The sequence below is a fragment of the Sneathiella sp. genome (assembly GCF_036960985.1).
GTDB lineage: Bacteria > Pseudomonadota > Alphaproteobacteria > Sneathiellales > Sneathiellaceae > Sneathiella.
Genome location: NZ_JBALWD010000007.1, coordinates 120,735 through 146,157 on the forward strand (window position 1 = coordinate 120,735; position 25,423 = coordinate 146,157).

Consider the following 25,423-nt stretch of genomic DNA (forward strand, 5'->3'; position numbering starts at 1 on the left):
ATGGGAACGTTGGTGAATATGGCGGCATTTGTGGCAGTGGTGGAGCAGGGCAGCTTTTCACAAGCCGGCCGGGAGTTGCGACAATCGACGGCAGTGATCAGTGCCCGGGTCGCCAAACTGGAGACCGAAATCGGTGTGCGCCTTCTCTACCGGACCACCCGTCAGGTGGTGCCGACCGAAGAGGCGCTGATTTATTTCGAACGCTGTAAAAATATCTTGAGAGATGTTGAGAATGCCGAGGCGTCGCTGACCCCGCCCGACCGGAATCCGCGCGGCAGCATCACCATTTCGGCGCCGGTGAGCTTTGGCCGGCGCTGTCTGGCGCCGCTGATCTCGCGCTTTTGCGAGTCCCATCCTGACCTGCAGTTCCGCTTGCAGCTGACCGACCGGCTGGTCGATTTGGTCAAGGACAAGGTGGATATTGCGATCCGCATGGCCGATCTTGACGATTCCACCATGAAAGCCCGTAGGCTAGCCCATGACCATCGGGTGATGTGTGCCACGCCGGAGTATCTGGCCCGCGCCGGCACGCCCGAGGTCCCGGCGGATTTGCTCAAGCATGAGTGCTTATTGCTGCGCTTTCCCGGTTCGACCCAGTTTCAATGGCAGATTATTGAGGGCGGGAGGCTGGTCACCGTGCCGGTAAAAGGCAATCTGGACACGGATAATGGAGATGTCCTGACCGACTGGGTGCTGGAAGGACGGGGACTGGCGGTCAAGTCCGTCTGGGAAATCATCGACGACCTGAATGCCGGCCGGCTGGTTCGGGTGATGCTTGACTATCCGCCCAATTCCCATCCCATATGGGCGGTGTTTCCTGGCGGACCCTATCCGCCGCCGCGGCTTCGATTATGGATTGATCATCTGGTCGGCGCGTTTCAAAGCTGGGACCCCCATCACCCGGAGAGATTTGGGTAAGCCGCCAACAGCTGGTCGATCATATAGGGAAAGTTGCTAGCTACCGTAAAAATATCAACTAAATATTGAAATTAATTAAATTATTACAATCTATAGGAGCGTTAAACCCTACAAGAGAAGGATAATTTATGAGAGCATTTCTCGTCCAATATGCCAAAAAAGCCATTAAACAAGCGACAAAATCGCTTGCTCATTCACAGCCCGTTATCAAGCCATTTTACCAATTACGTCGTGTTCAACCATTTACAGTCGTCGCATTTAGTAAACATATATCAGATACTCGGGAACCGGAGGCCGCAGGTCTGTTCACACCTTATTTTTCGGAGCGAAGTGACTGGGTTGATATCGTCGGTCATTCCGTACCATCATTTGATGATGAGGACGATATATCCAGTGTTCTGATGTTTTATGAAGAGGAGCTTTATGGCGATGCGAAGCCAGATCCAAGCAAGACAACCAAGAAAGCTTCCATGAGCAGAGCATGGCCAGTAACAGTTAATGATTTAAAGGAAATTTTTGACGGCGATGAAACAAAACTTGCGCAACAGGTTGGCAAGAAAAAAGCATCAGAAATAACCGTTGAATTGGCTGTCGGATACCTCGAAGGTAAAAATGTTAGATTATTCAGCTGTTCCGCGGGACGCTACAGTGAAGTTTTAGGTAAAAATCTCGCACAAGACCTGGCCAACAAATTACATCGTTATGTGATAGCGGAGACCTATGACGGCATAGTCCGGCATCGAGACGAATTTGACCTTGCGACAGGTGCACCAAAAGAGCGAGGATACGCTTATCTGGATCCGACAAAAGGATCATTCTTTTTATATAAACCAGGGGGTGATGCTTCTTTGAAACAGCCTGGACGTGAACTTGGAAGAGAGAAATCTGGGGCCCAAAAAATCGAACTCAACATGGGAAATTTTTCGCAGATACCCTGGGTCGATACGGCGACGGACGAGGCGGAAAAATTGATAGCCGAAGATCTAAAGGATAATCCCAAATTGCTGGATCGAACGGAAGACGAGGCTGAGGCAAGTCTAAATTCAATTAGTCAGCTGGATAATCTGGCACAACCCGACACTGGCGCGGACGATATTGACGTCTCCATTCAACCATTAGTAACGCAAGATATGAGCAAGATGGATGAAGTCGAATAATAAAACCAGGCCTTTGGAGTTGGCCTGATTGCTATCAGCCTGTCTGACAGCGCCACTCTTTTTTACTCAACCCATGTATATCTGAAAATTGAGATGGTGATATAGCGCGAAAAGTGTTTTCTAGGCCTGACAGATCAGTCGCGGCGGCTCTTATCCGCGGTCGCGACTGCAAAAATGGTCAATTATCTCGTCAGTACTTTCAAAGCTGGGATCCCCATCACCCGGAGAGGTTCGGGTAAGTGGCCACCAGCTGGTCGATCACATAGGTAATATCCCCTGCCGTCGTCCCTCGGCCGATGCCCAGACGAAGCGTCGCCGAGGCGTCTACGGCGCTTTGCCCCATGGCCAGCAGCACATGGGAGGGGCGGGCATCGCGCGATGTGCAGGCAGATCCGGTCGCCAGGGCCAGATCGGGCAGCGCATGCAGCAGATCTTCGGCCTCAATGCCGTCAAAGCGCAGACTGAGACATCCAGGGATTTGTCGATCCGCCGCCTCGTTCACCTGAACAGCTGATCCGAGCGCGGTTCTAAGGCCGGTCACAAGCTGCCGGCGCAACTCAGAAATCCACGTCGCATCGGCCTCTCGTTGATCCGTTAGCAAAGCACAGGCCGCCCCCAATCCGACACAAAGCGCCGTTGGCAGCGTTCCGGCGCGCAGCCCTTTTTCCTGAGCCCCGCCATGCAGCAACGGGGTGAGGGCGCATTCCTCTCGTTGATAGAGAGCCCCGATCCCCATGGGACCATAAATCTTATGTCCGGACAGGCTGAGCAGATCGACGGCGGTCTGCCCGACATCGAGCTCTTTTGTGCTGAGCCCTTGCGCCGCATCACTGTGAAAGGTAATCCCTGCATCGCGGCAAATTTGCCCGAGGACGTCCAGATCATGGCAGACGCCGGTTTCATTATTGGCCATCATGGCGCTGACCAGCACCGTCTCGGGACGCAGCGCCTGTTTCAGCTGATCCAGATCCAGCCCGCCGCGGGCGTCAACCGATAAAAGCGTCACCTCGACCCCTTCCGCTTGCAGCTGTTTCAGTGGTGCCAAAACCGCTTCATGCTCCGTCGCTACCGAGATCACATGGCGGGCGCCGTTGTGGCTGCGCACATGACCCAGAAGAGCCAGATTGTTGGCCTCGGTTGCGCCGGAGGTAAAGATGATTTCTTGCGGCTCGGCCCCCAGTAACTCGGCAATCTGCTGCCGCGCCGCCTCGATGGCATTGCGGGCGTCATGGCCAAATCCGTGAGTGCTGCTATGGGGATTGCCCCATAAGTGATCGAGATACGGGGCCATCTGCCGCCGCACCACGGGATCAAGCGGCGTCGATGCCTGATAGTCCAGATAAAGCGGCAAGGCGATGGTTGCGCCTTTATGGATGATGCTACGCGGCGTCATAATCCGCAACATAGGCGGTGAGCTTATCTTGTAGCGCCTGCTTTTGGCGATCAGAAATAAAACTGGCATCGAAGCCGTTGCGGGCCAATGTCAGAATATGATCCTTCGTCATGTCCAGTGGGCCAACCACCGCGTCAAAATTTTCGTTCATATAGCCACCGAAATACGCCGGATCGTCGGAGTTCAGGGTCGCCTTGAGGCCAAGGTCGAGCATTTTGCGGATTGGATGCTGGCGCATATCGGACACACCGGCCAGATGGTAATTGGACAACGGACAGACCGTCAGCGCCATATTTTCCGAGACCAGACGCGCCACGAGCGCGTCATCTTCAAGCGCCCGGTTGCCGTGATCAAGCCGGTCGATTTTTAACAGATCCAACGCTTCATAAACATACTCTGGCGGGCCTTCTTCCCCGGCATGGGCAACGGCCAGAAATCCAGCCTCTTTGGCGGCCGCAAAAACCCGCGCGAACTTCGACGGGGGATGCCCAAGTTCCGATGAATCCAGTCCGACGCCGGCGATCTTGTCTTTATGGGGCAGGGCCAGCTCAAGGGTTGCAAACGCGTCTTCTTCGCTGAGATGGCGTAGGAAGCACAGGATGAGTTTTGATGATATACCGTAAGTCGCCGTGCCGTCGTCAAGCGCCCGGGAGATACCGCCCACAACCGTTTCAAAAGACACGCCGCGGCCCGTATGGCCCTGCGGATCAAAGAAAATTTCCGTATGGATAACGTTCTGGTCATGGATTTTCGTCAGATACGCCCAGGTTAGATCGTAGAAATCCTGCTCCGTCATCAGAACTCCCATCCCTTGATAATAAATATCGAGGAAGTCCTGCAGGTTAGAAAAATCATAGGCTTTACGCACATCCTCGACGGAGGCGAAGGGCAAGTCGATTTTATTGCGGGCGGCAAGCTCGAACATCAGTTCCGGCTCAAGGCTGCCCTCGATATGCATATGGAGTTCTGCTTTTGGCATGCCCTCATAGAATGTCTTCAAGTCCTGCATCTCATTCTCCTCATCCTTTAGGGCCTAAATAATAACCCCGCCGACCCATTCAAGATCGGCGGGGTCATAATCTTGGTCGTCTGGTTATTTAGGCAGCTGTCCTTCAACGCCTTCAACATACCAGTTCATACCGAGCAATGTACCATCATCAAGTTCTGATCCTGCGGCTGCGCCGACAGAACCATCTTGCTTGTTGAACGGGCCTGCAAACGGTTTGATTGATCCGTCTTCAATGCCTTTGCGCGTGTCTTCAGCAAGCTGAATGACATCTGCCGGGATTGCCTTGTTATACGGCGCCAGCTGAACCATACCGGAGTTGAAACCACCCCATGTATCCTCTGATTTCCAGCTGCCGTCGAGGACGGCTTTGGTGCGGGCGATATAATAACCGTCCCAGTCGTCAATGATGCCGGTCAATTGCGCTTTTGGTGCAAATTTGACCATGTCGGAAGCCTGGCCAACAGCCCAGACACCGCGAGCTTCTGCAACTTGCAGAGGGGCCGGGCTGTCTGTGTGCTGCAGGATAACGTCTGCGCCCTGGTCAATCAAGGCTTTGGCGGCATCGCCTTCTTTACCTGGATCGTACCAAGTACTGACCCAGGCAACCTTGACAACCACATCAGGGTTGACGCTGCGCGCTGCCAGGATCATGGCGTTGATACCCCGAACAACTTCTGGAATTGGGAAGGAGCCGATATAACCGATAACGTTGGATTTTGTCATCTTACCGGCAATTTTACCGACCACATAGCGGCCTTCATAAAAGCGCGCAGAATAGTTGCTGACATTGTCCATGCGCTTATATCCGGTGGCATGTTCGAACTTGACGCCCGGGAACTGCTTCGCCACTTTCAATGTCGGGTTCATATAACCGAAAGAGGTGGTGAAAATAAGCTTATGACCATCGGCGGCCATTTTGCGGATGACGCGTTCGGCATCGGGGCCTTCCTTGACGCTTTCCACGAATGTTGTCTTGACCTTGTCGCCAAACTCATTCTGGACGGCCTGACGGCCGAGGTCATGACGGTATGTCCAGCCATGATCGCCCACGGGGCCAACATAGACAAAGCCTACTTTGTCTTCTGCGCCGGCACTTCCCGCGACCAGCATGCTGGCGGCAACGGCGGCTGCACCCAGCAGGGTTGAGATATGTTTTAACTTCATTACGTTCTCCTCTGTTTAAATAACGTTTCTTGTTTCTTCAATTTAGGCCGCAGGGTGGAATATCTTTCCAATGCAGGCCGGTGCGTGTTTTCTTATTCTAGATTGGTCTTTTGATATCAGCACCAGTACAAGGACTGTAGCCAGATACGGAAGCATGGATAAAATCTGTGACGGTAAGTCTATCCCAGCTGCCTGCGCATGCAACTGCAAGATTGTGATGCCGCCAAACATATAGGCGCCAACCAGAACAAGGCCGGGCTTCCAGGTGGCAAAAACGATCAGGGCAAGAGCGATCCAACCGCGGCCTGCCGTCATGTTTTCTGCCCACATCGGGGTGTAGGCAAGAGACAGATAAGCGCCGCCGATGCCAGACATCGCGCCGCCAAAAATAACCGCCATATAGCGGATGCCGATGACAGAATAGCCGATGGAATGGGCCGCATCGTGAGAATCGCCAACAGCCCGGAGAATCAACCCGGCTTTGGTTTTGTATAGGAACCAGCTGACGGCAGCGACCATGACAAAGGACAGATAGACTAATCCGTCCTGCCCGAACACAATGGGGCCGATTATCGGAATATCCGAAATCCCGGGAATGTTGAGTTTGGACAGGGCTTGCACGGGCTCTCCTACAAACTCTTGACCCATTAGCGCGCTCAATCCGACACCGAAAAGGGTCAGGGCAAGGCCGGTGGCGACCTGATTGGCCATCAGGGACAAGGTCAGGATGCCAAACAGGAAGGCCATAAACCCGCCGGCGACGGCGGCAAGGGCCACGGCCAGAAAATAATTACCGGTGACGGTCGCAGTCACAAATCCGGTCACGGCGCCGACCAGCATCATGCCTTCAACGCCGAGGTTAAGGACGCCGGATTTCTCGGTAACAAGTTCCCCAAGGGCGGCGAAGACAAGCGGCGTTGCCGCGGTGATGACGGTAAGAATTACCGGAACGATCCAATCAAAACCAGACATTATGACGCTGCCTTTCCAAAGCTATTCAAACGAAAGCGATAGTGAACCAGAACGTCACACGCCAAGAGATAAAACAGGATCATGCCCTGAAACACACCGGTGACGGCCACCGGCAAGCCAAGATTAATTTGGGCCGTTTCACCGCCGAGATATGTCAGCGCCATCAGCAATCCGGCAAACAGGATGCCAACCGGATGCAGCCGTCCGAGGAAGGCGACAATAATCGCTGTAAATCCATAACCCGGCGAGATGCTGGGCAGGATCTGATCGATGGGACCAGAGACTTCCGACAAGCCGGCGATACCGGCCATGCCGCCGCCAAACAACAGGCCGAACCAGATGATCTTTTTCTGGCTGAACCCGGCATAGCCGCCGGCCGTCGGGGCGGAGCCGATAACCTTGATTTGAAAACCGATCAGGGTTTTCGACATCATGATCCAGGCCCCAAAGACCGCCATAAAGGCCAGCAGGGTACCAAAATGCATGCGCGTTCCGGCAATCAGGATCGGCATGTCGGCGCTTTCGCTGAACGTCCGGGATTCAGGGAAGTTGAACCCGTCTGGATCGCGCCACGGGCCAAGTACCAATAGCGACAGGATCTGCTCGGCCACATAAACCAGCATCAGGCTGGTCAGGATCTCGTTGGCGTTGAAGCGGGTTTTCAGGAACGCCGGGATGGCCGCCCAGGCTGCGCCGCCGAGGGCGCCGAGCAGGATCATCGCGGGCAGCAGGAAGACGCTGTCGATTTCATGGAAATAGATAAAGAGACTACTGCCGACAATGGCGCCCATGATCAGTTGGCCCTCGGCACCAATATTCCACACATTGGCCTTGAAACCGACCGACAGGCCGATGGCAATCAGGATCAACGGCGTGCCTTTTACAAACAGCTCTGACAGGCCATATTCCGAATTGATCGGCAGGATGAAGAAGTTATACAGCGCTTCGACAGGGCTGACGCCGAGCAGGGTGAACAGCACGACGCTGGTCAGCAAGGTCAGGGCCAACGCAAAAACCGGCGTTAAATAGATCATGGCGCGCGAATATTCGGCGCGTTTCTCGATTTTAAGCAACATTGGTTTGCCCTTCCGTTTCGCCCAAGCCGTGGGTGCCGCCCATGAGCAAGCCAATTTCCTCGATGGTGATGTCCTGAATGTTGCGGGCAGGTGAGAGCCGGCCTTCGGCAATCACCGCAATGCGATTGCTGATGGCAAACAACTCGTCCAGATCCTGACTGACGACCAGCACGGCCGCGCCTTGTTCGGTCATGTCGATCAGCGCCTGATGGATTGCCGATGCCGCCCCGGCATCTACACCCCAGGTGGGATGCGCGACAATAATCACATTGGGGTTTTGCAACACTTCACGGCCAACAATAAATTTTTGCAAGTTGCCGCCGGACAGGCTGTCTGCCGTATGATTGATGCCCGGCGTGCGCACATCAAACTTGTCGACAATTTCCTGCGCGTAACGCGATGTGGCACCGATATCAATAAACCCGGCCTTCATCAGGTTCATGCGGCGGTAACCGCTGAGGAAAGCATTTTCCGTCAACATCATTTCCGGCACCGAGCCATGACCGAGGCGGTCTTCTGGCACAAACGCCAGCCCCAGATCCCGCCGTTGCGCCGGTGCGAGGCGGCTCATAGACTGACCATCCAGCTGCACGGCCTCCAGATCGGTAACCGTTGTCTCACCGCTGAGCGCGGATAACATCTCGATCTGACCATTACCGGCGACCCCGGCAACCCCCAGGATCTCGCCGCCTCTGACTTCAAAATTAATACTACTGAGATCTATGCCGAACTCGGCATCCGCATCCACGGTTAGATTGCGCACCCGCAGGCGGACCGGGCCTGCCTCCGCCACGTCATGATGCTCCGGCGCCTTCAAATCCGTGCCGATCATCATTTCTGCCAGGCTTTTTGCGGTTTCCTGTGTGGGATCGCATTCGCTGATATATTTACCGCCGCGCAGGATCGTCGCCTTGTGACACAGCGCTTTGATCTCATCGAGTTTATGGCTGATATACAGGATCGAGACACCTTCCGACGACAACCGGCGCAAGGTTTCGAACATTTTATCCGCTTCTTGCGGCGTCAAAACCGATGTCGGCTCATCCATGATCAGCAGTTTGGGTTTTTGCAGCAGGCAGCGAACAATCTCGATGCGCTGCTTCTCGCCGACTGACAAGGTATGGACCTGCCGGTTTGGGTCCAGCGGCAGCCCATAGCTATTGGAAATCTCGACGATCCGGTTCTCCAGATCTTTCATGTTCTGGCTGCCAGACATGCCCAGGGCAATATTCTCGGTCACGGTCATCGCTTCGAACAAGGAGAAATGCTGGAACACCATGCCGACACCGATTTTCCGCGCCGTATGCGGGTTCGGTATTTCAGTTAGCTCACCTTCCCAGAAGATGTCCCCTTCATCGGCTTTCAGAACACCATAAATGGTCTTCACAAGGGTACTTTTCCCCGCCCCGTTCTCGCCCAGCAACGCATGAATTTCACCGGGCATAATTTTCAGATCAATATGATCATTCGCCAGGCATCCGGGATATTGTTTCGTTATCCCCTTCAATTCAAGCTGCGGTATCGTTCCGCTGCTACTCGTCATTCAACAATCTCCCCCGATATGCAAATCAGTTGCCGATTTTCGGCTTATGGATCTGCTTTATTCTATTGTCGCGCCCCTGCGCTTTGAGTTTCACTTGGCGCCATTGTCTGCGCTTGTTTTTGCACCATCATTGCTATTTCCGCTGCAACACTGATGGCTATTTCGGCTGGACGCTTTCCGCCTAGTTCACGTAACCCGATAGGGCAAGTGATCCGGCGAATATCGTTCGTCTTCAATCCGCGAACAGCCAACCGTTTTTCAAATTTTTTCTTCTTCGTAGCAGATCCGATCAAGCCCAAATAGCTTTCGCCAGAGTCTTTCAAAACGGCTTCGCAAATCTCGAGATCCAGTTGATGGCTATGTGTCATGACCAGAAAATATCCACCTGCCACACATTTTGAAACTTCGGAAGCCGGAGAATTCGAAATGCGTTTAATCACATTTTTTGGCAATAATGCCGGAAACTCATCGGCCCGCTCATCAATCCAGGTGATTGTACATGGAAGCGGTGATAGTGCGGTGACGACGGCCTTTCCGACATGTCCGGCGCCGAAAAGGGTCACTTGAAATTCAGAAGTCGACATCGATTGAACCAGGCTGAAGGCTGCGTCATTCGAACTGCTGGACGAGACGATTTCGGCGCCCGGATTATGTAGTCTCCGGTAAATTGCGGCCTGCAAAGGTTTATCCAAATATAGCCTAGTATCCGTGGACGATAGGAGCTGTCGTCGGCAATCTTCACTTGTCCATTGAGTTAATAGAACGGATTCCCTGTTATAATTATTTAACTGGTTAAATATCGTATAATCGTCTATTGTTAGTTTGCTGACGAGTATATCAACATGACCACCGCAACATTGGGCGAGTTCAGGCCCTAAAGGTAATTGAAGCCGGAAGGACGCCTGTTCGCCAGATGCTTCCAGTAACGTGCGCGCCTTTTCCACAGCCATATATTCTAACCGGCCGCCGCCAATGGTTCCTGCAAGTGCGCTTGCGGTGACGAGCATGCTGGCCCCTGTTTCGCGAGGTGTTGATCCTTTTACCTCACCAACGGTGATAAGCACGGCTTCTTCTTCCAGACCTTCGATGGCTGCCAATATGCAGGGCCAGTTATTCATTGAGCTGCCTCACTAGACATTTGCGTCTGGGCAGTCTTTTGCATTTCTCGAACACTCATCAAAATCCGTTCGGGCGTTGCGGGCGCATCCAGATCTGGATATTGCCTGTAATTTGAAACGCTGCTGACCGCATCGGCAAGGGCTGAAAGAGCTGAGATGGCCAGCATCAGTGGCGGCTCGCCCACAGCTTTTGATTTGAAAATAGAATCTTCAACATTTATGCCATCTTCAAAAATTTCCATATTGAAGATCTCAGGCCGGTCGCTGCATGCCGGTATCTTGTAAGTGGACGGCGCGTGAGTTTTGAGAACCCCTTTTGCGTCAAAATAGAGTTCTTCCGTTGTGAGCCAGCCCATGCCTTGGATAAACCCACCCTCGATCTGACCTTTATCGATATCGGGGTTAAGACTCTTGCCCGCATCATGGAGGATATCGACCGCGACGACTTTATTTTCACCTGTGAGGGTATCGATGACGACTTCAGAAACCGACGCACCATAGGCGAAATAATAGAACGGGCGCCCGGATAATGTGGCGGCATCATAATGGATTTTCGGTGTGCGATAGTACCCCGTCGCGGACAAAGAAATACGGTTCATATAAGCGGCTTGCACTAAATCTTTAAAAGCCATTTCTTCTGCACCGACGCGAACCCGGTTGGGAAGGAAGACAACAGCTTCCTCATCTACTTTATAATGGGCCGCAGCGAATGTTACGAGCCGCTCCTTGATTGTATTGGCGGCTGCTTCGGCTGCCTTGCCATTTAGATCCGATCCGGATGAAGCCGCTGTCGGTGACGTATTCGGCACCTTATCTGTCCGCGTTGCTGTAATTTTTACTTGGCCGACATCGATCTGCAGTATTTCGGCAACTACCTGTGCAACCTTGGTATAGAGACCTTGTCCCATTTCCGTCCCGCCGTGATTAATCATGGCGCTGCCGTCTGTATAGACATGCAACAAAGCACCCGCTTGGTTAAGGTGGGTGGCAGTAAAGGAAATGCCAAATTTTACGGGGGTCAACGAGATACCCTTTTTCAAAACTGGGCTGGTTTCATTGAATTTTCGAATGGCCTTACGCCGGGCCACATAGTTTGAAGATGTAACAAGCGCATCGATTATTTCCGGTGCGACATTGTCTTCGACCGTCATTTGATAGGGCGTTACATTGCGTTCTGTCTTGCCATACAGATTAATTTTGCGAACCTCTAGAGGGTCTTTATTCAAGAATGAGGCAATGGTATCCATCACGCGTTCAGGTATTAACATGCCTTGTGGTCCGCCGAACCCTCGAAACGCCGTGTTTGATACGGTATGTGTCTTACAACGATGAGAGACAATGGAGACATTTTCCAGGAAATAACAATTGTCCGCGTGGAACATGGCCCGGTCATTAATGGAAGCGGACAAATCAACAGAACGTCCACAACGCGACGCGAAGACGAAATCGGCGCCAAGAATACGGCCGTCATCATCGAAGCCGACATCGAAATTGACGACGAAATCGTGGCGTTTGCCGGTCATGATCATATCATCATCACGATCTAGCCTGATTTTCGTAGGACGCCCGGTTTTGACGGCGGCCAACGCCGCCATTGCCGCATACCAGGCACCTTGTGTTTCCTTGCCACCAAAAGCACCGCCCATGCGGCGAATTTCAGTGATAATGGAATGATCGGAAACTTTTAGAACCTTGGCGACATTATGCTGGACTTCCGTCGGATGTTGAGTTGACGAATATACGAAAACATCATCATCTTCTCCGGGAACCGCAAAGGCTATCTGACCTTCAAGATAGAAATGCTCCTGTCCACCTATTTCCATACGGTTACTGATCCGATTTGGCGCTGCTTCGATAGCCTCAACGGGGTTGCCACGGATAATTTCACGTGAGGGTAGAACAAAGGAATCTGCGGCGATCGCTTGCTCGACGGTCAGTAAAGCCGGGAGTTCTTCATATTCGACGATGGCCAGTTTGGCTGCGGATCGAGCCTGCTCAATGGTTTCGGCGGCGACGGCAAAGATGGACTGTCCAACACATTCAACAAGATCTTCCGCGAACAAAGGATCGTCGCCAGCAATTGGGGAGGCGTCATTGATCCCGGGCACATCGTCGGCTGTTAGAACTGCAGCAACACCGGGGGCGGTTTTGACTGCCGAGACATCAAGCTTCAGCAGCCGCGCATGGGCCTTCTGGCTTTGTGCCACATACAGCATAAGCATGTCTTTAGGCTCGGCGATATCATCAATGTAAGCGGCTTCACCGGCAACCTGTTTGGCGGCGCTGTCATGGGCCAGGCCTTTATAAATGGCGCCCTTGATCTCAGAAGAAGATGGATTATGCATAGGCCATTTTTCCTTCTCCAACGATGCGGGTATCGATGTCGGGAGACGACGTTTCAATAAAGAATTTTTTCAGAAGGTTTTGAGCACTCATCATACGATAGTCTTTACTGGCACGCATATCGGACATGGGTTGATAGTCATCTGACATGATTTTCATAGCCTGCTCAACGGTAGCGAGAGACCAGTCCTGTCCGAGTAAAGCTGCCTCAGTTTTTGCAGCACGCATGGGTGTTCCGGCCATCCCGCCGTAACAAATGCGGATGCTGTCGACTTTATTGTTGCTAAGCGACATATGAAAAGCGGCGCAAACCGCCGAAATATCTTGATCAAACCGCTTTGAAATTTTGTAGGTTGAAAAGAAATTATTCTTTTCGGGCAGAGGCAAATAAAGCTTTTCGACGAATTCACCGCGGCGCAGATCCTGTTTTCCATATTCGATGAAGAAATCCTCCAGCGGTATGTCGCGGAATCCCTCAACGGAACGCAACCGTAGCCGGGCATTCAGGACAATCAGGGCAGGGGGGGTATCGCCGATCGGCGAGCCATTCGCAATGTTTCCACCAATAGTTCCGGTATTTCGGATCTGAGTTGACGCAATGCGGCGGATCAATTCACCAAAATCAGGATAATGGGAGGCAATTTCCCCCCATGCTTCGCTATAAGTGACACTGGCGCCGATAGCGAGTTCATCCCTTTCAACTGACATGTTTTTTAATTCAGCGACTTGGCCAAGATAGACGACAGTAGCAAGCTCACGATGTTGTTTGGTAACCCAAAGGCCGACATCCGTCGCGCCCGCAAGAATAGTTGCATCCGGGTTTTCGCTTAAAATTTCAGACAGTTCAGCAATTGTTTTTGGTGCAAAATACTGCCGATCCTGAAATTTTAGATGCAGGCTTGGGTCTTCCTGCAGAGAGGATAGCAACTGAACTGTGGCTGGTGATTGATCATGGAATTTGTCTCGAGGTTTACCCTCTGCAATATCCTGCGCGGCCTGAATAATCGGACCATAGCCGGTGCAGCGGCAAAGGTTCCCCGCCAAAACATTGTCGATATGACCGCGATCAGAATTGCTGTCTGAATGCATTTCCGCAAACATCGACATAACAAAGCCGGGTGTGCAGAAACCGCATTGAGTACCATGTCGTGCAACCATTGCTTCTTGAACCGGATGCAAACTGCCGTCTTCGGATTTTAAATCTTCCACGGTAATCAGTTCCTTGCCATCCAATGTTGGCAGGAACTGAATGCAGGCATTGACTGCTTGATACCGAAGGGCCCCGTTGACGATTTCACCAACGACAACACTGCAGGCACCACAATCACCTTCCGCGCAGCCTTCCTTGGTCCCGGTCAGCGCTTGCTCATAGCGGAGGAAATTCAAGACGGTTTTTGTCGGATCGACATTTTCCATCTCTACAATTTCACCTCGTTGAACAAAGCGTATTTTCTGTCTCATAAATCTCTCCGGGTCTTATAGTCTAGGTATAGCGGTCAAGCTAAAAACAAAGTTCTCGTTTATCGTATTCCTACACTTCATCAATGTGTTTTGGCAGGATCAGGTTCAGGAAAATGGCCAGAAAAGCGGCTGGAAACAAACCTGATGTTAATAGCATCGTCGCCCAGCCAGGTAATGCAGCAACCACGCCAGGTTCGGCTTTCAGGCCAAGCCCAACGCCAAGAGACAGGGCAATAATCACCATGTTCCGGCGATCCATATCAACGTCGCTCAGCAGTTTGAGACCGGCGCCAGCAATCATACCGAACATGACGACAGCAGCCCCGCCGAGAACAGCATTTGGCATGGCAGCGACGATAGCGCCGATTTTAGGGAAAAAGGCCGCAAGGATCAGGAATACGGCGCCGATTGTAACCACATGTCTGCTCATCACACCGGTAAAGGAAATCAGCCCGACATTCTGGCTATAGGAGGTGTTGGGCATGGATCCAAAGACGGCACCGAGCGCTGTACCAAGACCATCGGCCATTGTTCCGCCGGAGATTTCCTTGGCGGTTGGTTCGCGGCCGGCGCCACCTTTGGTGATACCTGATATATCACCGACAGTTTCGATCGCTGAGACAATTGCCATCAAGCACATCCCAATAATTGCCGTCATGGCGAGATCGCTGGTGAAATCAAAGCCGTACTTCAAAGGTTCGGGGATGGAGAACCAGGCGGCATTGGTGATTTTCTCAGCATTGACCATACCCATAGGAATGGCCACCAGATACCCAATTACCAAACCAATAAGAATGGCGGATGCTGAAGCAATCCCTTTTGTCAGAAACTTGGCAGCCAGAATACTGACGATGACAAGGCATCCAAGGAACAGATGATACCAGGCGCCGAAATCCTTGGTGACGAATTTTGCAAATTTACCGCCGCCCATGTATTCAACGCCAACCGGAATTAGTGCAAGACCGATGGTCATAACCACGAGACCTGTGACCAGAGGCGGAAGAATTCCGCGGAACCGTCCGATCACGGTTCCGATTAGGAAATGAAAAATCCCGCCGACGAATGTCGCGGCAAATATAATTGGTAACGCGGCCAATCCGCCCGCTGCTTTAGCAACAGGGATAAGAACCGGGAGAAAGGCAAAACTCGTTCCTTGCATGATGGGAAGGCGGGCGCCAATAGGACCGATGCCAATGGTTTGCAGCAACGTCGCCAATCCGGCGACAAGCATTGACATCTGAATCAGGAAAACGGTGTCGGCACCTGCTAATCCTGCCGCGTTGGCAATAATAAGGGGAACCGTGATATTTCCGGCAAACATAGCCAAGACATGTTGAATGCCAAGGGGGATTGCCTGTCCGATCGGTGGCATATGATTTGGATCGCGAACATTTGTTGATCCTGATCCTGCCGCGGACGCGTTTGATGAAATCTCACTCATGTGTCTGTCCCCTTGTTGAAAGCATCGGCCCTTCGAATTATTCCGATTAAGCCAGCATCCACCCTGTTTTAGTTTTGCTCGTGCGCCGTTCTAGCTCCCACGATATGTCGAATAGCTGTAAGGCGAAACGAGAAGCGGCACATGGTAGTGCTCCGCCGCGTTCGAGACACCAAATCTCAAGACGATATCGTTCAGAAAGCGGGGCGTTGTCACGGGTGTTCCTTGACGGTCAAAATACTCCCCAGCATGAAAAACCAATTCATATTTGCCAACTAATAATTCCTTGCCCTCTAGTAACGGCGAGTCACATCGGCCATCGTCATTGGTTACTACTGTTTTGAGATGTACATGAACATCCGCCTTGACGGCGAACAAATCAATCCTGATGCCTTGCCCTGGTTTTCCAGCTGCCGTGTCCAGAATATGCGTCGTCAGTTTCCCCATGTTGCTCCCCACAACTTGACCCAAAATAGTATGGGACATTCTGACTCCTAGCACGAGGAGTAATTTATTGTCTACATTTTTTATTATTTTTGTGAACAATATTATTGGATAAAGTGTGTACAATTATATTTTTTATTGTATAACAGTTGGGAAATGACGAGGGAATTGAAAAACAAAATGAGCAGTAGTGCCCCAATAACCGCTTTGGAGTCCGATAAACGGCCACTTCGCAAAGCCGCCCAGAATGTTCGTATATATGAGGAAATGCTGACGGCCATACTGGAACAGCGTCTGGCACCCGGCACCAAGTTGTCGGAAGATACGCTGGGAGAAATATTTGGCGTCAGTCGAAGTATCATCAGGATTGTCCTTCAACAGCTGGCCCATGAGCGGATTGTCCAGATCCAGCCAAATCGAGGCGCCTTTGTTGCAGAGCCTTCGCATGAAGAAGCACGTGAGGTTCTTCAGGCACGACGTCTAATTGAAGAAGGTGTAGTTCGCCTGGCTGTGAACAAGCATACAGATACCGAGATAAATGATTTACGCGAAATGGTTTCCCAAGAACAAGAGAGTCTAGATAGAGGTAATCATAAAACCTGGATCCGTCAGTCCGGAGACTTTCACTTGAAGTTAGCGGATATTGCCGGAAACCAGACTTTGTCGGCCTATGTTAAAGAGCTGGTCTCTCGAAATTCCCTCATTATCGTGCAGTATCAGAAAGGGAATTTGTCGGCGTGTAGTTGTGACGAGCATTCAGAAATTATTGACGCGATTGACGCACGGGACGAAGACCGGGCGGCAGCTTTAATGCTGGAACATCTTCAGGCATGCGAGGATCAACTCAATCTAAACGGTGGCGAGCCGAAAAGTGATCTATATGCCGTTTTTTCCAAAGCCTCAGAAAATTAAGGATCTGTATTAATGACGGATTATCCGCGTGACTTGATTGGATATGGCGCCAACCCTCCTGACCCCAAATGGCCGGGAAATGCGCGAGTGGCCCTCCAATTCGTGTTGAATTATGAAGAGGGTGGAGAGAACTGCATCTTGCATGGTGATGAGGCTTCCGAAGCATTTCTGTCAGAGATCGTCGGGGCACAGGCGCTCGAAGGTGTGCGTCATATCAGCGTGGAATCAATCTACGAATATGGGAGTCGCGCGGGCGTTTGGCGTCTTCTGCGCTTATTTGAGAAATTCGACATTCCGCTCACTATCTTTGGCATTGCGATGGCGCTGGAGCGGCATCCCGATGTCGCGAGGGCCTTCGTTGACGCTGGTCATGAAATCTGCAGCCATGGTTATCGCTGGATTAATTATCAGTATGTACCCGAAGCCGTTGAGCGCGACCACATGAGAAAGGCAATCGACATCATAGGAGAATTGACTGGAGAGCGACCTCTTGGTTGGTATACGGGAAGAACCAGTCCAAATACGAGGCGGCTGGTCGCAGAAGAGGGGGGCTTTTTATATGATGCCGATGCTTATGATGATGATCTACCGTACTGGATACAAGAGGCGGGTCGAGATCAGTTGATCATACCTTACACACTTGATGTAAACGATATGAGATTTGCTTCATTGCAGGGTTTTAATAGTGGCGATCAGTACTTCGCATACCTGAAAGATAGTTTTGACACGCTGTATGAAGAAGGAGCCGATACGCCGAAAATGATGTCCGTCGGTTTGCATTGCCGGCTGGTTGGTCGCCCGGGGCGCATTGCCGCCTTGAAGCGGTTTTTGGAGTACGTCAAAAGCCATGATAAAGTTTGGTTTTGCCGTCGACTTGAAATAGCGCGGCATTGGCATGACCACCATCCAGTTCAAACAGGAACTCAATAGTTATGGGTGAGTTTAAGAAACGCCCAAGCTCCATGGATAAGGAAACTTTCATCGAGACCTTTGGCGGTGTTTATGAACATTCCCCCTGGGTTGCGGAAGCGATATGGCGCGCTGGCATTGCGCCCACACATGACGTCATTGAAACGTTGGCAGTTTGTATGGCAAAGGTAGTTGAAAGCGCTGATAATGATACCAAGATGAAGCTTATCAACGCCCATCCGGATCTGGCCGGAAAAGCGGCAGTTCGCGGTGAATTGACGGCTGCCTCAACAACGGAACAATCCGGCGCTGGGCTTGGAGAGTGCACATCGAGCGAATTCGAGAAATTTCAAGCCTATAATGAAGCGTACAAAGAAAAGTTTGGTTTTCCGTTCATTAAAGCCGTCAAGAATAGTAACCGACATGAAATCATGGCCGGGTTTGCAGCGCGGATTGGTAACAATCCGGATAAGGAATTTAAGACAGCATTGCTGGAAATAGACAAGATAGCCCGCTTTCGACTGTTGGAACTTTAGTAACATAGGCGCACAAACCGTGCGGATGGAGAATTACATGACACTGGTATCCACTGGTTCCGCCGAGTTTGTGACAAAATATACGAATTTGGCATCGCCTCGGCTGGGAGCTGAAGTAACCTACGCGACTGATGACTTTTTTGCGGATAAGTCGCGCTTAATTGATCCCGCCGATCCCGTCTTCATAGAAGGAAAATACGACGACAATGGGAAATGGATGGATGGATGGGAAAGCCGCCGCAAGCGCGGGGAAGGGTATGATCATTGTATTATTCGACTGGCTCTTCCGGGAATTCTTCATGGCGTCAATATTGATACCAGTCATTTCACGGGAAATTTCCCTCCGGCAGCCTCAATCGATGCTTGTTTTGTAGACGGTGAGCCAAATGCGGCAACCGTTTGGACGGAAGTTGTTGGCTCGTTTACGCTACAGGGAAATAGTCATCATCTTGTTGGAATAGAAAACGAAGGCACCTGGAGCCATCTGCGACTGAATATTTATCCAGACGGTGGCGTTGCCCGGTTACGTGTTTATGGTCAGGTGCAATGTAATTGGGAAAGTCGGGATGCGAATGAAGTCATCGATCTTGCGGCGCTCGTAAATGGGGGGCGCGGGATTGTCGCTAGCGACCAGCATTTCGGATCGCCCTCCAATATCCTTGCACCGGGGCGCGGTGTGGATATGGGCGACGGCTGGGAAACACGCCGGCGCCGGGAGCCTGGTAACGATTGGGCCATTGTTTCCCTCGGCCATCCAGGTATCATTTCGAGCATCGAAGTGGATACCGCTCATTTTAAAGGTAACTTTCCGGATAGTTGTTCTATTCAGGCCGCGATGGTAACTGCCGGAACCGATGAGTCACTGGTCACACAAAGTATGTTTTGGAAAACACTTTTGCCGGAACAAAAACTCTCCATGGATAACATTCATAAATTCAATTCCGAAATTCAGGATATAGGCCCCATAAGTCATGTGCGGTTGAATATTATTCCTGATGGCGGCGTCAGTCGACTGCGTCTGTTTGGTAAAATTTCGAGGTAGAAAACATGAAGCTATCCATTGAACCGCTTACCAAAGAAGCCTTCGGCCCATTTGGAGATGTGATCGAAACGGCTGGATCCGATTTTTTTCCGATAAATAATGGCTCGACACAACGTTTTCATGATCTTGCTGAAATACAATTGGATGCAGGAGCTAGGACGCTGGTCAATATATTTCGGGCGACGCCTTTGGATTACCCTCTCAACATGAGAATGGTCGAGCGGCATCCAGTGGGGAGCCAGGCATTTGTCCCACTCAATAATCGCCCATATTTAGTTGCGGTTGCGCCTAAAGGGGAGGCCGTATCGGTCAAAGATGTGAAGATTTTCTCTGCGCGGGGAGACCAAGGGATTAATTATCATGCAGGGACTTGGCATCATCCGGTTCTCGCCCTTGATGCGATCAGCGACTTTCTCGTTATTGACCGCGGCGGCGAAGGACCAAATTGTGATGAGTATTTTTTCGACGAGCCGGAAATCTGGATAGGGCTATAGCTTGCTACGATAGTGATAGCTGTACAGGCAATTCTTAAAACCCATTTTATTCCAAAAATTTGTGCCGACGACATTCGATTGAACGGCCTGCAAATAGGCGGTGCCAGCACCGACTTTGACGGCTTCTTCAAATAATTCATGGACCATTGCTGCAGCATACCCCCGCCGCCGAAATTCCGGATCAGTTGCGAATTCGAAAAGTCCCAAATAGGTATTGGATAGGGCACCTAGTCCGCAAGCTACAATTTTGTCTTCGCTCTTTACCATCGCCAAGAGCAAATTGTACTCAGTCCGCTCAAGCATTTTCCTGAAAATTATACGAGATTTTGGCGACAAGCCTGTAAGCCTGGCAATGGCGTCAATGCCCTCGATTGATATACCTTTCTCAATGACAACGTCAGCGTTTCGTCTGCTAAACGTAATTTCCTTAAGAGGCTGGATTAAAACATTCGTTGGATCTGAAAGTGAATACCCGCTAGAGGAAAGCAAAGCATCCAGGCTACTATCGGCCAGCGGTGTCAGCCGAAAATGACAGGGTTGGTTATTTTGTTCAAAGGCGGTTTCACAATGGGATATTTTCTTATCCAACGGCAGCGAGCTCCGATGAATAAAATTCACAGAATTTGCCCGACGCGTATGACCATTGGCAAAGCGTAATTGCCAACCATCATAGAATTCGGTATCTAGCGCAGGCAGCGCCGCACGTGCATGTGCTTCGATTTCAGATATAATTGCTGACATGAGGCGCGATATAATCCTTTTGTTCTTGAATTCGCTGCGGAGCAAACAATAATCAATGGCATTGTGCCACAGGAGAATTGACCTGCATATGGGCTCTTGTTTTTCGTCTTTGGAGACACGGCTGTTGGCCGGATGTCTGTGCGTAGTTACCTTGATTTTTGCCGTTTTCTTGGGCTTCGTTGATTTGCGGCCGCAGGTAACCCCGGATTTCTTTTTTGGATCAAACGATCCAGATCTGGCGCAGTCAGAAAAGATACGCTCTATTTTTCCTTCAGACGAGTTTTTGATTGTGAGCGTCGCCAGCGATGATATTGGTTCGGCAAAATACCTCGCGAACTTAACCATTCTGGCTGCGGATATTAAAAAGATTGACGGTATTTCTCGACTGGTAAGTATTGCCGATGGACCAGGAAGTGTCGAGGAGGCGAGGGATAGCCCTTTTTGGCGCCCCCTTCTTATCAGCAAAGGAGAGGAAGCGACGCTGATAATTGCCTTCGTCGAAAATCCAACACCTGGAAGTCTTGTTTCTGAAGTAGAAGCCGTAGCCCGGCTTTTTGATACGGAGGGTAGTTTCCAGATTCGGTTATCTGGAATGCCATACATTGTAGATCAGATCAGGCGAAGCCTGGTGCAGGATATAAAGATCTTCAGCTCTTCCGCCTTGGCCATTTTTACTGTTGTTCTGTTACTTGTTTTCCGATCGCCGATGATCGCTCTCGGAGCAGCGGTTAGCGGTATTACTGCTGTGTTTCTTACCCTAATTGTGCTGCAATTGATGGGTCAAGCTATGGGAATTCTTACGGCTAACCTGGCTATTATTATATTTGTGTTGGTTCAGTCGCAGTTGATTTATCTGACGTCTAATTGGCGCCAGATACATAACGGAACAAAAACGGAAGCAGTCAGACAGGCTGTTTCGAAAACACTCAAGGCGTCTCTATGGTGCACAATCACGACTTTGCTGGGATTTTCTACCCTGCTCTTTGTGGCGGCGGAACCTCTTAGACAACTTGGTGAGGGTGGGATAGTTGGTGCATTATCAGCGCTGCTATGCAGTTTTCTACTTTATCCGGCCTTCCTATTGTTCGCGACCCGTAAAGCCGCGAATAAGAATAAAAAGCGCTTGGTCATAAGTCAGTCGAAAGTGACATATTGGCTCCGTATATCTGCGGCATTTTTGCTTTTGGTTGTGGCAATTTTTTCTGTTCCCGGATTAATGCGATTGAATACGGATCCGAGTTTGTTTTCGTATTTTGACGAAGGGAATGATCTCCACGAAGGCCTTACCTTCATTGACGCCAATGGCGGGAGCAGCCCGATGTCGCTCGTCGTGCGATTGAAAACCGGAGAAAGCCTTGATAGCGAAGCCAGTTATGATGCGATGTGGAAATTGCACAATGCATTGCTTGCCCATAAGGATGTGGGCACCGTCATTTCTCTGCCAGCTTTGATGGCGGAAGCCAATGACCATCCCCTCGCATTCATTTTGCCTTGGCGTGAAATAATAAGCCTCTTGTCTTCTGATTTTAACCAGAGGATAGCGGAGAGTTTTTTGACTAAGGATAGAAGCCAAGCGCTTTATATCTTAAGAATGAAAGAGGGAGGAAGACTTCAGGATCGAAATGTGGTCACGGCTGAGTTGCAGGAAATTGTTGATAACGCTGGTTTTGATACCAGCTTGTCGGGGGGCGTGTATGTTTTGCAAGGCCGCCTTTCCGATCTCGTTGCCAGCAGTCTGAGCTCCGGCATCCTTGCCCTGCTCGCCTTGTTTGTTGGAATAGCGTTTATTGTTACGCGCAACTTGGCATTGACTATCGCATTGGGTGCGACCGCGGCATTGATTCCATTAACAATTTTGGGAGGATGGGGGTGGTTGCGAGTTCCGGTTGACATTATCTCGGCCCCAGCAGCTAACGTCTGTTTTGGAATTGCTGTCGATGCTCTCATACATTTGGCAATAGCAATTAGACAGCGCTTATCGATGATGAAAGCCCGTGAAGCTTGGTCTGCGGCATTGAAGGAACAAACACCGGGGGTCTTGGCTTCAACAGGCATAATAGCGATCGGATTTGTAATTTTCGCCTATTCTGGTTTCCCGCCAACGGCACGGTTTGGTGGAGCGATTGTCATTGGAGCCTTATTTGCGGGCTGCGCGACCATTAGTCTATTTCCTGTGTTGGGCCAATTTTTTATGAAGATTGGTCGCCGCAAATGAACGACGTTTTCCTAAATTCTGAACTTCCAATTGGTGGGGTGCTGGAAGAGATTTCTAACGCACTTTTAATCAATAACATTGCTATTTTACAGGCGGACCCCGGCGCTGGAAAAACAACACTTGCCCCACTTTATCTACTGCAAGAACAGTTGGAGCCCGGAAAAAAAATTGTCATGCTAGAGCCGCGACGGTTGGCGGCCCGGATGGCAGCCCAACGAATGGCAAGCATGATAGGTGAGGACGTCGGCGAAACGGTGGGCTACCGCATTCGGCTTGACAGCAAAGTAAGCACGAAAACGTGCATTGAAGTCGTGACGGAAGGTGTCCTTACGCGTCGATTGCAGGCAGATCCGGAATTGTCCGATATTGGCATACTGATCTTTGATGAATTTCATGAACGGAGCCTGCAGACTGATTTAGGGCTGGCCTTGTCTCGGCAGATACAGGAGGTGTTACGCGAAGATCTGAGAATATTGATCATGTCCGCGACACTGGAAACAGAAAAATTGTCAGCTCTTCTCGGAAATGCACCCGTGATTTCTAGCAAGGGGCGTCAATTCCCAATTAAAACACGCTTTTTGGAGAAGCCCACGAAAGATCGTGTAGAAACAAAAGTGGTGCGAGCCATCGATCTGGCTCTAAGGCAAGAAAAAGGGGACATTCTCGTTTTTTTACCCGGCGCGGGGGAAATTAATCGGGTTCAATCGCTTGTTGCTTCTTCCAATAAGGAAAACGGTGTGTCAGTTTTGCCGTTATACGGAAACCTCAGTCAGAAAGATCAGGACCTTGCTCTCCGACCGTCAGCGGCTGGAAGTAGAAAAATAGTATTGGCAACCGATATAGCTGAGACTAGTTTGACCATCGAAGGCGTTAAGATTGTTATCGACGCGGGCCTTGCACGGTCACCAATTTTTGATCCGAATTCCGGAATGAGCCGACTGGAAACAAAAAGAATTTCCCGATCATCGGCAGACCAGCGTCGCGGGCGGTGTGGACGGCAGGCCGCCGGCATTTGTTATCGATTATGGACTGCGGCTGAAGATCGCAGCCTGGTAGAGCATTCGCCACCGGAAATCATGACGACCGATTTATGTTCATTGGTGCTTGAGCTTGCAAATTGGGGCGTCCAGGACGTTGAAGAACTCCCGTGGATGACAATTCCACCAGCAGGTCCAATGGCACAATCGGAGGAATTGCTTGTCAGTCTTGGTGCACTTGATAAGCAAAAAAAGATAACAACACTCGGCAAGCAAATTATTAAATTGCCCTTACATCCGCGCTTGGCAAGGATGATTATAAAGTCGTCAGAATATTCTGCTTCTAAATTAGCCTGTGATATTGCGAGCCTTTTGTCGGAACGAGACATCTTGCGCCGGGATCGGGAGGCACCAAGCTCAGATATAAAAGATAGATTGAATTTGCTTTATCGCCAACGCCAACAGAAAGCAGCTCCTCGTCGAGATGTTAATGATATGGCCTTGCGACAGATAAATCGTTCTAGCGCGGATTTGATGCGCCGTTTGAAGCAACAAGAAGGAAGATATGACGTAAATCAAGCCGGAATGTTACTCGCGTTTGGCTATCCAGATCGTATTGGGGAGTTGCGAAATAATAGCCAATTGAACTATCGTTTATCCGGCGGCAGGGGAGCCAAGCTTGACGCAAACGACAAACTATTGGGTGAGCCTTATCTGGTTGCAGCAGATGTGGATGGCAAGGGCAGTGACGCTCGGGTATATTTAGCGGCGGCATTATCATATTCTGATATCGAATCCGCTTTCAAAGCAGAATTTGAAACACGACGTCGGGTATTTTGGAACGAAAAACGTCGGCGAATAGAAGCGGTACGCGAGACGTATTTTGGGGCGCTGGTCATGGAAAGTACTCGGCTTACAGACGCTTCGGATGAAGAAATTTCCGCCGCACTTGTATCAGTAATTCGCAATAAGGGGGTGCAAATTCTTCCTTGGGACGAAGCGACAAAATCGCTTGCCGACCGCGTCGCATTTGCTAGATATCATGAGCCAGATGAAAATTGGCCAGATTTTTCCAGCGAAGGCCTTACCCTGCATCTGGAAGAGTGGCTTTTGCCGTATCTTGCTGGATTGACGAGCTTAACACATCTGAAATCGTTAGATCTTGCAAGCATTTTAAAGAACAAAATTGGATATGAGTTAGAGGCACGACTGAAGGTATTTGCGCCGTCATCGATCAAGGTTCCCAGCGGATCCAATATTAGTCTGGATTACTCTAATCCTCAGATTCCTGTACTGTCCGTTAGATTGCAAGAAATCTTTGGCCTTAGAGAAGTACCAAAAATTGCGAAAGGCAACGTAGCTGTCACTGTTCATTTACTGTCGCCCGCCCGCCGCCCCCTACAAGTCACTTCGGATTTGGAGAGTTTTTGGCGGACAACCTACATTGACGTTAAAAAAGATATGAAAGGTCGCTATCCCAAACATTATTGGCCGGACGACCCACTTCAAGCAGAAGCGACCAGTCGTGTCAAAAAGCGTAAGCGAGATTGATTTTGAAAAA

The 25,423-nt window shown here is 50.6% G+C and carries 21 protein-coding genes; 9 read left to right on the forward strand and 12 right to left on the reverse strand.

The genetic code is table 11. The annotated features are described in order from the left end of the window. On the forward strand, positions 1–918 hold the full coding sequence (locus V7723_RS05965) for a LysR family transcriptional regulator (protein WP_335683527.1): 918 nt from the start codon (positions 1–3) through the stop codon (positions 916–918). A gap of 128 nt (positions 919–1,046) precedes the next feature. Then, positions 1,047–2,075: a hypothetical protein gene (locus V7723_RS05970; RefSeq protein WP_335683528.1), complete on the forward strand. Its 1,029-nt coding sequence runs from the start codon at positions 1,047–1,049 to the stop codon at positions 2,073–2,075. Positions 2,076–2,292: 217 nt separating this feature from the next. On the opposite strand, the gene V7723_RS05975 is transcribed toward V7723_RS05970, so the two are convergent. From V7723_RS05975 to uraH, 11 genes are all read right to left on the reverse strand, one after another. Further along, positions 2,293–3,468, reverse strand: a complete 1,176-nt coding sequence (locus V7723_RS05975; protein WP_335683529.1) for a cysteine desulfurase family protein — start codon at positions 3,466–3,468, stop codon at positions 2,293–2,295. Further along, on the reverse strand, positions 3,455–4,477 hold the full coding sequence (locus V7723_RS05980) for an adenosine deaminase (protein ID WP_335683530.1): 1,023 nt from the start codon (positions 4,475–4,477) through the stop codon (positions 3,455–3,457). The genes V7723_RS05975 and V7723_RS05980 overlap by 14 nt, the downstream gene beginning before the upstream one ends. 84 nt (positions 4,478–4,561) lie before the next feature. Further along, positions 4,562–5,641 carry a BMP family ABC transporter substrate-binding protein gene (locus V7723_RS05985; RefSeq protein ID WP_335683531.1) on the reverse strand — a complete coding sequence of 360 codons (1,080 nt, stop codon included), beginning with the start codon at positions 5,639–5,641 and terminating at the stop codon, positions 4,562–4,564. Between the two features lie 42 nt (positions 5,642–5,683). After that, positions 5,684–6,613 (reverse strand): ABC transporter permease, encoded by a 930-nt coding sequence (locus V7723_RS05990; RefSeq protein WP_335683532.1) that lies wholly within the window; start codon positions 6,611–6,613, stop codon positions 5,684–5,686. Then, positions 6,613–7,689 carry an ABC transporter permease gene (locus tag V7723_RS05995; RefSeq protein WP_335683533.1) on the reverse strand — a complete coding sequence of 359 codons (1,077 nt, stop codon included), beginning with the start codon at positions 7,687–7,689 and terminating at the stop codon, positions 6,613–6,615. Before V7723_RS05995 ends, V7723_RS05990 begins: the two co-directional genes overlap by 1 nt. Then, positions 7,679–9,232: an ABC transporter ATP-binding protein gene (locus V7723_RS06000; protein ID WP_335683534.1), complete on the reverse strand. Its 1,554-nt coding sequence runs from the start codon at positions 9,230–9,232 to the stop codon at positions 7,679–7,681. Before V7723_RS06000 ends, V7723_RS05995 begins: the two co-directional genes overlap by 11 nt. 62 nt (positions 9,233–9,294) lie before the next feature. Continuing rightward, positions 9,295–10,350: a xanthine dehydrogenase accessory protein XdhC gene (gene xdhC, locus V7723_RS06005; RefSeq protein WP_335683535.1), complete on the reverse strand. Its 1,056-nt coding sequence runs from the start codon at positions 10,348–10,350 to the stop codon at positions 9,295–9,297. Further along, entirely contained in the window at positions 10,347–12,695 is a 2,349-nt protein-coding gene (xdhB, locus tag V7723_RS06010) for a xanthine dehydrogenase molybdopterin binding subunit (RefSeq protein ID WP_335683536.1), read from the reverse strand. Before xdhB ends, xdhC begins: the two co-directional genes overlap by 4 nt. Beyond that, the gene (gene xdhA, locus V7723_RS06015; RefSeq protein ID WP_335683537.1) at positions 12,688–14,154 is read right to left on the reverse strand and encodes a xanthine dehydrogenase small subunit; all 1,467 of its coding nucleotides are present in this window, start codon (positions 14,152–14,154) and stop codon (positions 12,688–12,690) included. Before xdhA ends, xdhB begins: the two co-directional genes overlap by 8 nt. A gap of 70 nt (positions 14,155–14,224) precedes the next feature. Continuing rightward, on the reverse strand, positions 14,225–15,595 hold the full coding sequence (locus V7723_RS06020; protein WP_335683538.1) for a uracil-xanthine permease family protein: 1,371 nt from the start codon (positions 15,593–15,595) through the stop codon (positions 14,225–14,227). 90 nt (positions 15,596–15,685) lie between these two features. Continuing rightward, on the reverse strand, positions 15,686–16,039 hold the full coding sequence (gene uraH / locus V7723_RS06025; protein WP_443024196.1) for a hydroxyisourate hydrolase: 354 nt from the start codon (positions 16,037–16,039) through the stop codon (positions 15,686–15,688). Between the two features lie 177 nt (positions 16,040–16,216). Here uraH and V7723_RS06030 point away from each other — a divergent pair, with 177 nt between their 5' ends. Genes V7723_RS06030 through V7723_RS06050 form a run of 5 tightly spaced genes read left to right on the forward strand, consistent with a single transcriptional unit; the run spans position 16,217 to position 19,929 of the window. Next, the gene (locus tag V7723_RS06030; protein ID WP_335683540.1) at positions 16,217–16,948 is read left to right on the forward strand and encodes a GntR family transcriptional regulator; all 732 of its coding nucleotides are present in this window, start codon (positions 16,217–16,219) and stop codon (positions 16,946–16,948) included. Between the two features lie 12 nt (positions 16,949–16,960). Next, complete coding sequence (puuE, locus tag V7723_RS06035) at positions 16,961–17,878, forward strand: allantoinase PuuE (protein WP_335683541.1); 918 nt, start codon at positions 16,961–16,963, stop codon at positions 17,876–17,878. A gap of 2 nt (positions 17,879–17,880) precedes the next feature. Next, on the forward strand, positions 17,881–18,393 hold the full coding sequence (gene uraD, locus V7723_RS06040) for a 2-oxo-4-hydroxy-4-carboxy-5-ureidoimidazoline decarboxylase (protein ID WP_335683542.1): 513 nt from the start codon (positions 17,881–17,883) through the stop codon (positions 18,391–18,393). A 37-nt stretch (positions 18,394–18,430) separates the two neighbouring features. Then, entirely contained in the window at positions 18,431–19,435 is a 1,005-nt protein-coding gene (gene alc / locus V7723_RS06045; RefSeq protein ID WP_335683543.1) for an allantoicase, read from the forward strand. 5 nt (positions 19,436–19,440) lie between these two features. Then, positions 19,441–19,929 (forward strand): ureidoglycolate lyase, encoded by a 489-nt coding sequence (locus V7723_RS06050; RefSeq protein WP_335683544.1) that lies wholly within the window; start codon positions 19,441–19,443, stop codon positions 19,927–19,929. On the opposite strand, the gene V7723_RS06055 is transcribed toward V7723_RS06050, so the two are convergent. Then, positions 19,924–20,670 carry a GNAT family N-acetyltransferase gene (locus V7723_RS06055; protein WP_335683545.1) on the reverse strand — a complete coding sequence of 249 codons (747 nt, stop codon included), beginning with the start codon at positions 20,668–20,670 and terminating at the stop codon, positions 19,924–19,926. The genes V7723_RS06050 and V7723_RS06055 overlap by 6 nt on opposite strands. Before the next feature lie 88 nt (positions 20,671–20,758). On the opposite strand from V7723_RS06055, the gene V7723_RS06060 reads away from it, so the two are divergent. Then, the gene (locus V7723_RS06060) at positions 20,759–22,885 is read left to right on the forward strand and encodes an efflux RND transporter permease subunit (protein WP_335683546.1); all 2,127 of its coding nucleotides are present in this window, start codon (positions 20,759–20,761) and stop codon (positions 22,883–22,885) included. Next, positions 22,882–25,413, forward strand: a complete 2,532-nt coding sequence (gene hrpB / locus V7723_RS06065; RefSeq protein ID WP_335683547.1) for an ATP-dependent helicase HrpB — start codon at positions 22,882–22,884, stop codon at positions 25,411–25,413. The genes V7723_RS06060 and hrpB overlap by 4 nt, the downstream gene beginning before the upstream one ends. Positions 25,414–25,423: the final 10 nt, after the last annotated feature.

What these genes read in the sequence shown, in the direction of transcription:
- V7723_RS06030 (WP_335683540.1), top strand. Translation starts at nt 16,217, where the DNA reads ATGAGCAGTAGTGCCCCAATAACCGCTTTGGAGTCCGATAAACGGCCA.
- V7723_RS06020 (WP_335683538.1), bottom strand. Translation starts at nt 15,595, where the DNA reads ATGAGTGAGATTTCATCAAACGCGTCCGCGGCAGGATCAGGATCAACA.
- uraD (WP_335683542.1), top strand. Translation starts at nt 17,881, where the DNA reads ATGGGTGAGTTTAAGAAACGCCCAAGCTCCATGGATAAGGAAACTTTC.
- V7723_RS05965 (WP_335683527.1), top strand. Translation starts at nt 1, where the DNA reads ATGGGAACGTTGGTGAATATGGCGGCATTTGTGGCAGTGGTGGAGCAG.
- V7723_RS05990 (WP_335683532.1), bottom strand. Translation starts at nt 6,613, where the DNA reads ATGTCTGGTTTTGATTGGATCGTTCCGGTAATTCTTACCGTCATCACC.
- V7723_RS06060 (WP_335683546.1), top strand. Translation starts at nt 20,759, where the DNA reads ATGGGCTCTTGTTTTTCGTCTTTGGAGACACGGCTGTTGGCCGGATGT.
- V7723_RS05970 (WP_335683528.1), top strand. Translation starts at nt 1,047, where the DNA reads ATGAGAGCATTTCTCGTCCAATATGCCAAAAAAGCCATTAAACAAGCG.
- V7723_RS05975 (WP_335683529.1), bottom strand. Translation starts at nt 3,468, where the DNA reads ATGACGCCGCGTAGCATCATCCATAAAGGCGCAACCATCGCCTTGCCG.
- V7723_RS05980 (WP_335683530.1), bottom strand. Translation starts at nt 4,477, where the DNA reads ATGCAGGACTTGAAGACATTCTATGAGGGCATGCCAAAAGCAGAACTC.
- V7723_RS06055 (WP_335683545.1), bottom strand. Translation starts at nt 20,670, where the DNA reads ATGTCAGCAATTATATCTGAAATCGAAGCACATGCACGTGCGGCGCTG.
- uraH (WP_443024196.1), bottom strand. Translation starts at nt 16,039, where the DNA reads ATGGGGAAACTGACGACGCATATTCTGGACACGGCAGCTGGAAAACCA.
- xdhC (WP_335683535.1), bottom strand. Translation starts at nt 10,350, where the DNA reads ATGAATAACTGGCCCTGCATATTGGCAGCCATCGAAGGTCTGGAAGAA.
- V7723_RS05985 (WP_335683531.1), bottom strand. Translation starts at nt 5,641, where the DNA reads ATGAAGTTAAAACATATCTCAACCCTGCTGGGTGCAGCCGCCGTTGCC.
- hrpB (WP_335683547.1), top strand. Translation starts at nt 22,882, where the DNA reads ATGAACGACGTTTTCCTAAATTCTGAACTTCCAATTGGTGGGGTGCTG.
- xdhB (WP_335683536.1), bottom strand. Translation starts at nt 12,695, where the DNA reads ATGCATAATCCATCTTCTTCTGAGATCAAGGGCGCCATTTATAAAGGC.
- puuE (WP_335683541.1), top strand. Translation starts at nt 16,961, where the DNA reads ATGACGGATTATCCGCGTGACTTGATTGGATATGGCGCCAACCCTCCT.
- V7723_RS06050 (WP_335683544.1), top strand. Translation starts at nt 19,441, where the DNA reads ATGAAGCTATCCATTGAACCGCTTACCAAAGAAGCCTTCGGCCCATTT.
- alc (WP_335683543.1), top strand. Translation starts at nt 18,431, where the DNA reads ATGACACTGGTATCCACTGGTTCCGCCGAGTTTGTGACAAAATATACG.
- xdhA (WP_335683537.1), bottom strand. Translation starts at nt 14,154, where the DNA reads ATGAGACAGAAAATACGCTTTGTTCAACGAGGTGAAATTGTAGAGATG.
- V7723_RS05995 (WP_335683533.1), bottom strand. Translation starts at nt 7,689, where the DNA reads ATGTTGCTTAAAATCGAGAAACGCGCCGAATATTCGCGCGCCATGATC.
- V7723_RS06000 (WP_335683534.1), bottom strand. Translation starts at nt 9,232, where the DNA reads ATGACGAGTAGCAGCGGAACGATACCGCAGCTTGAATTGAAGGGGATA.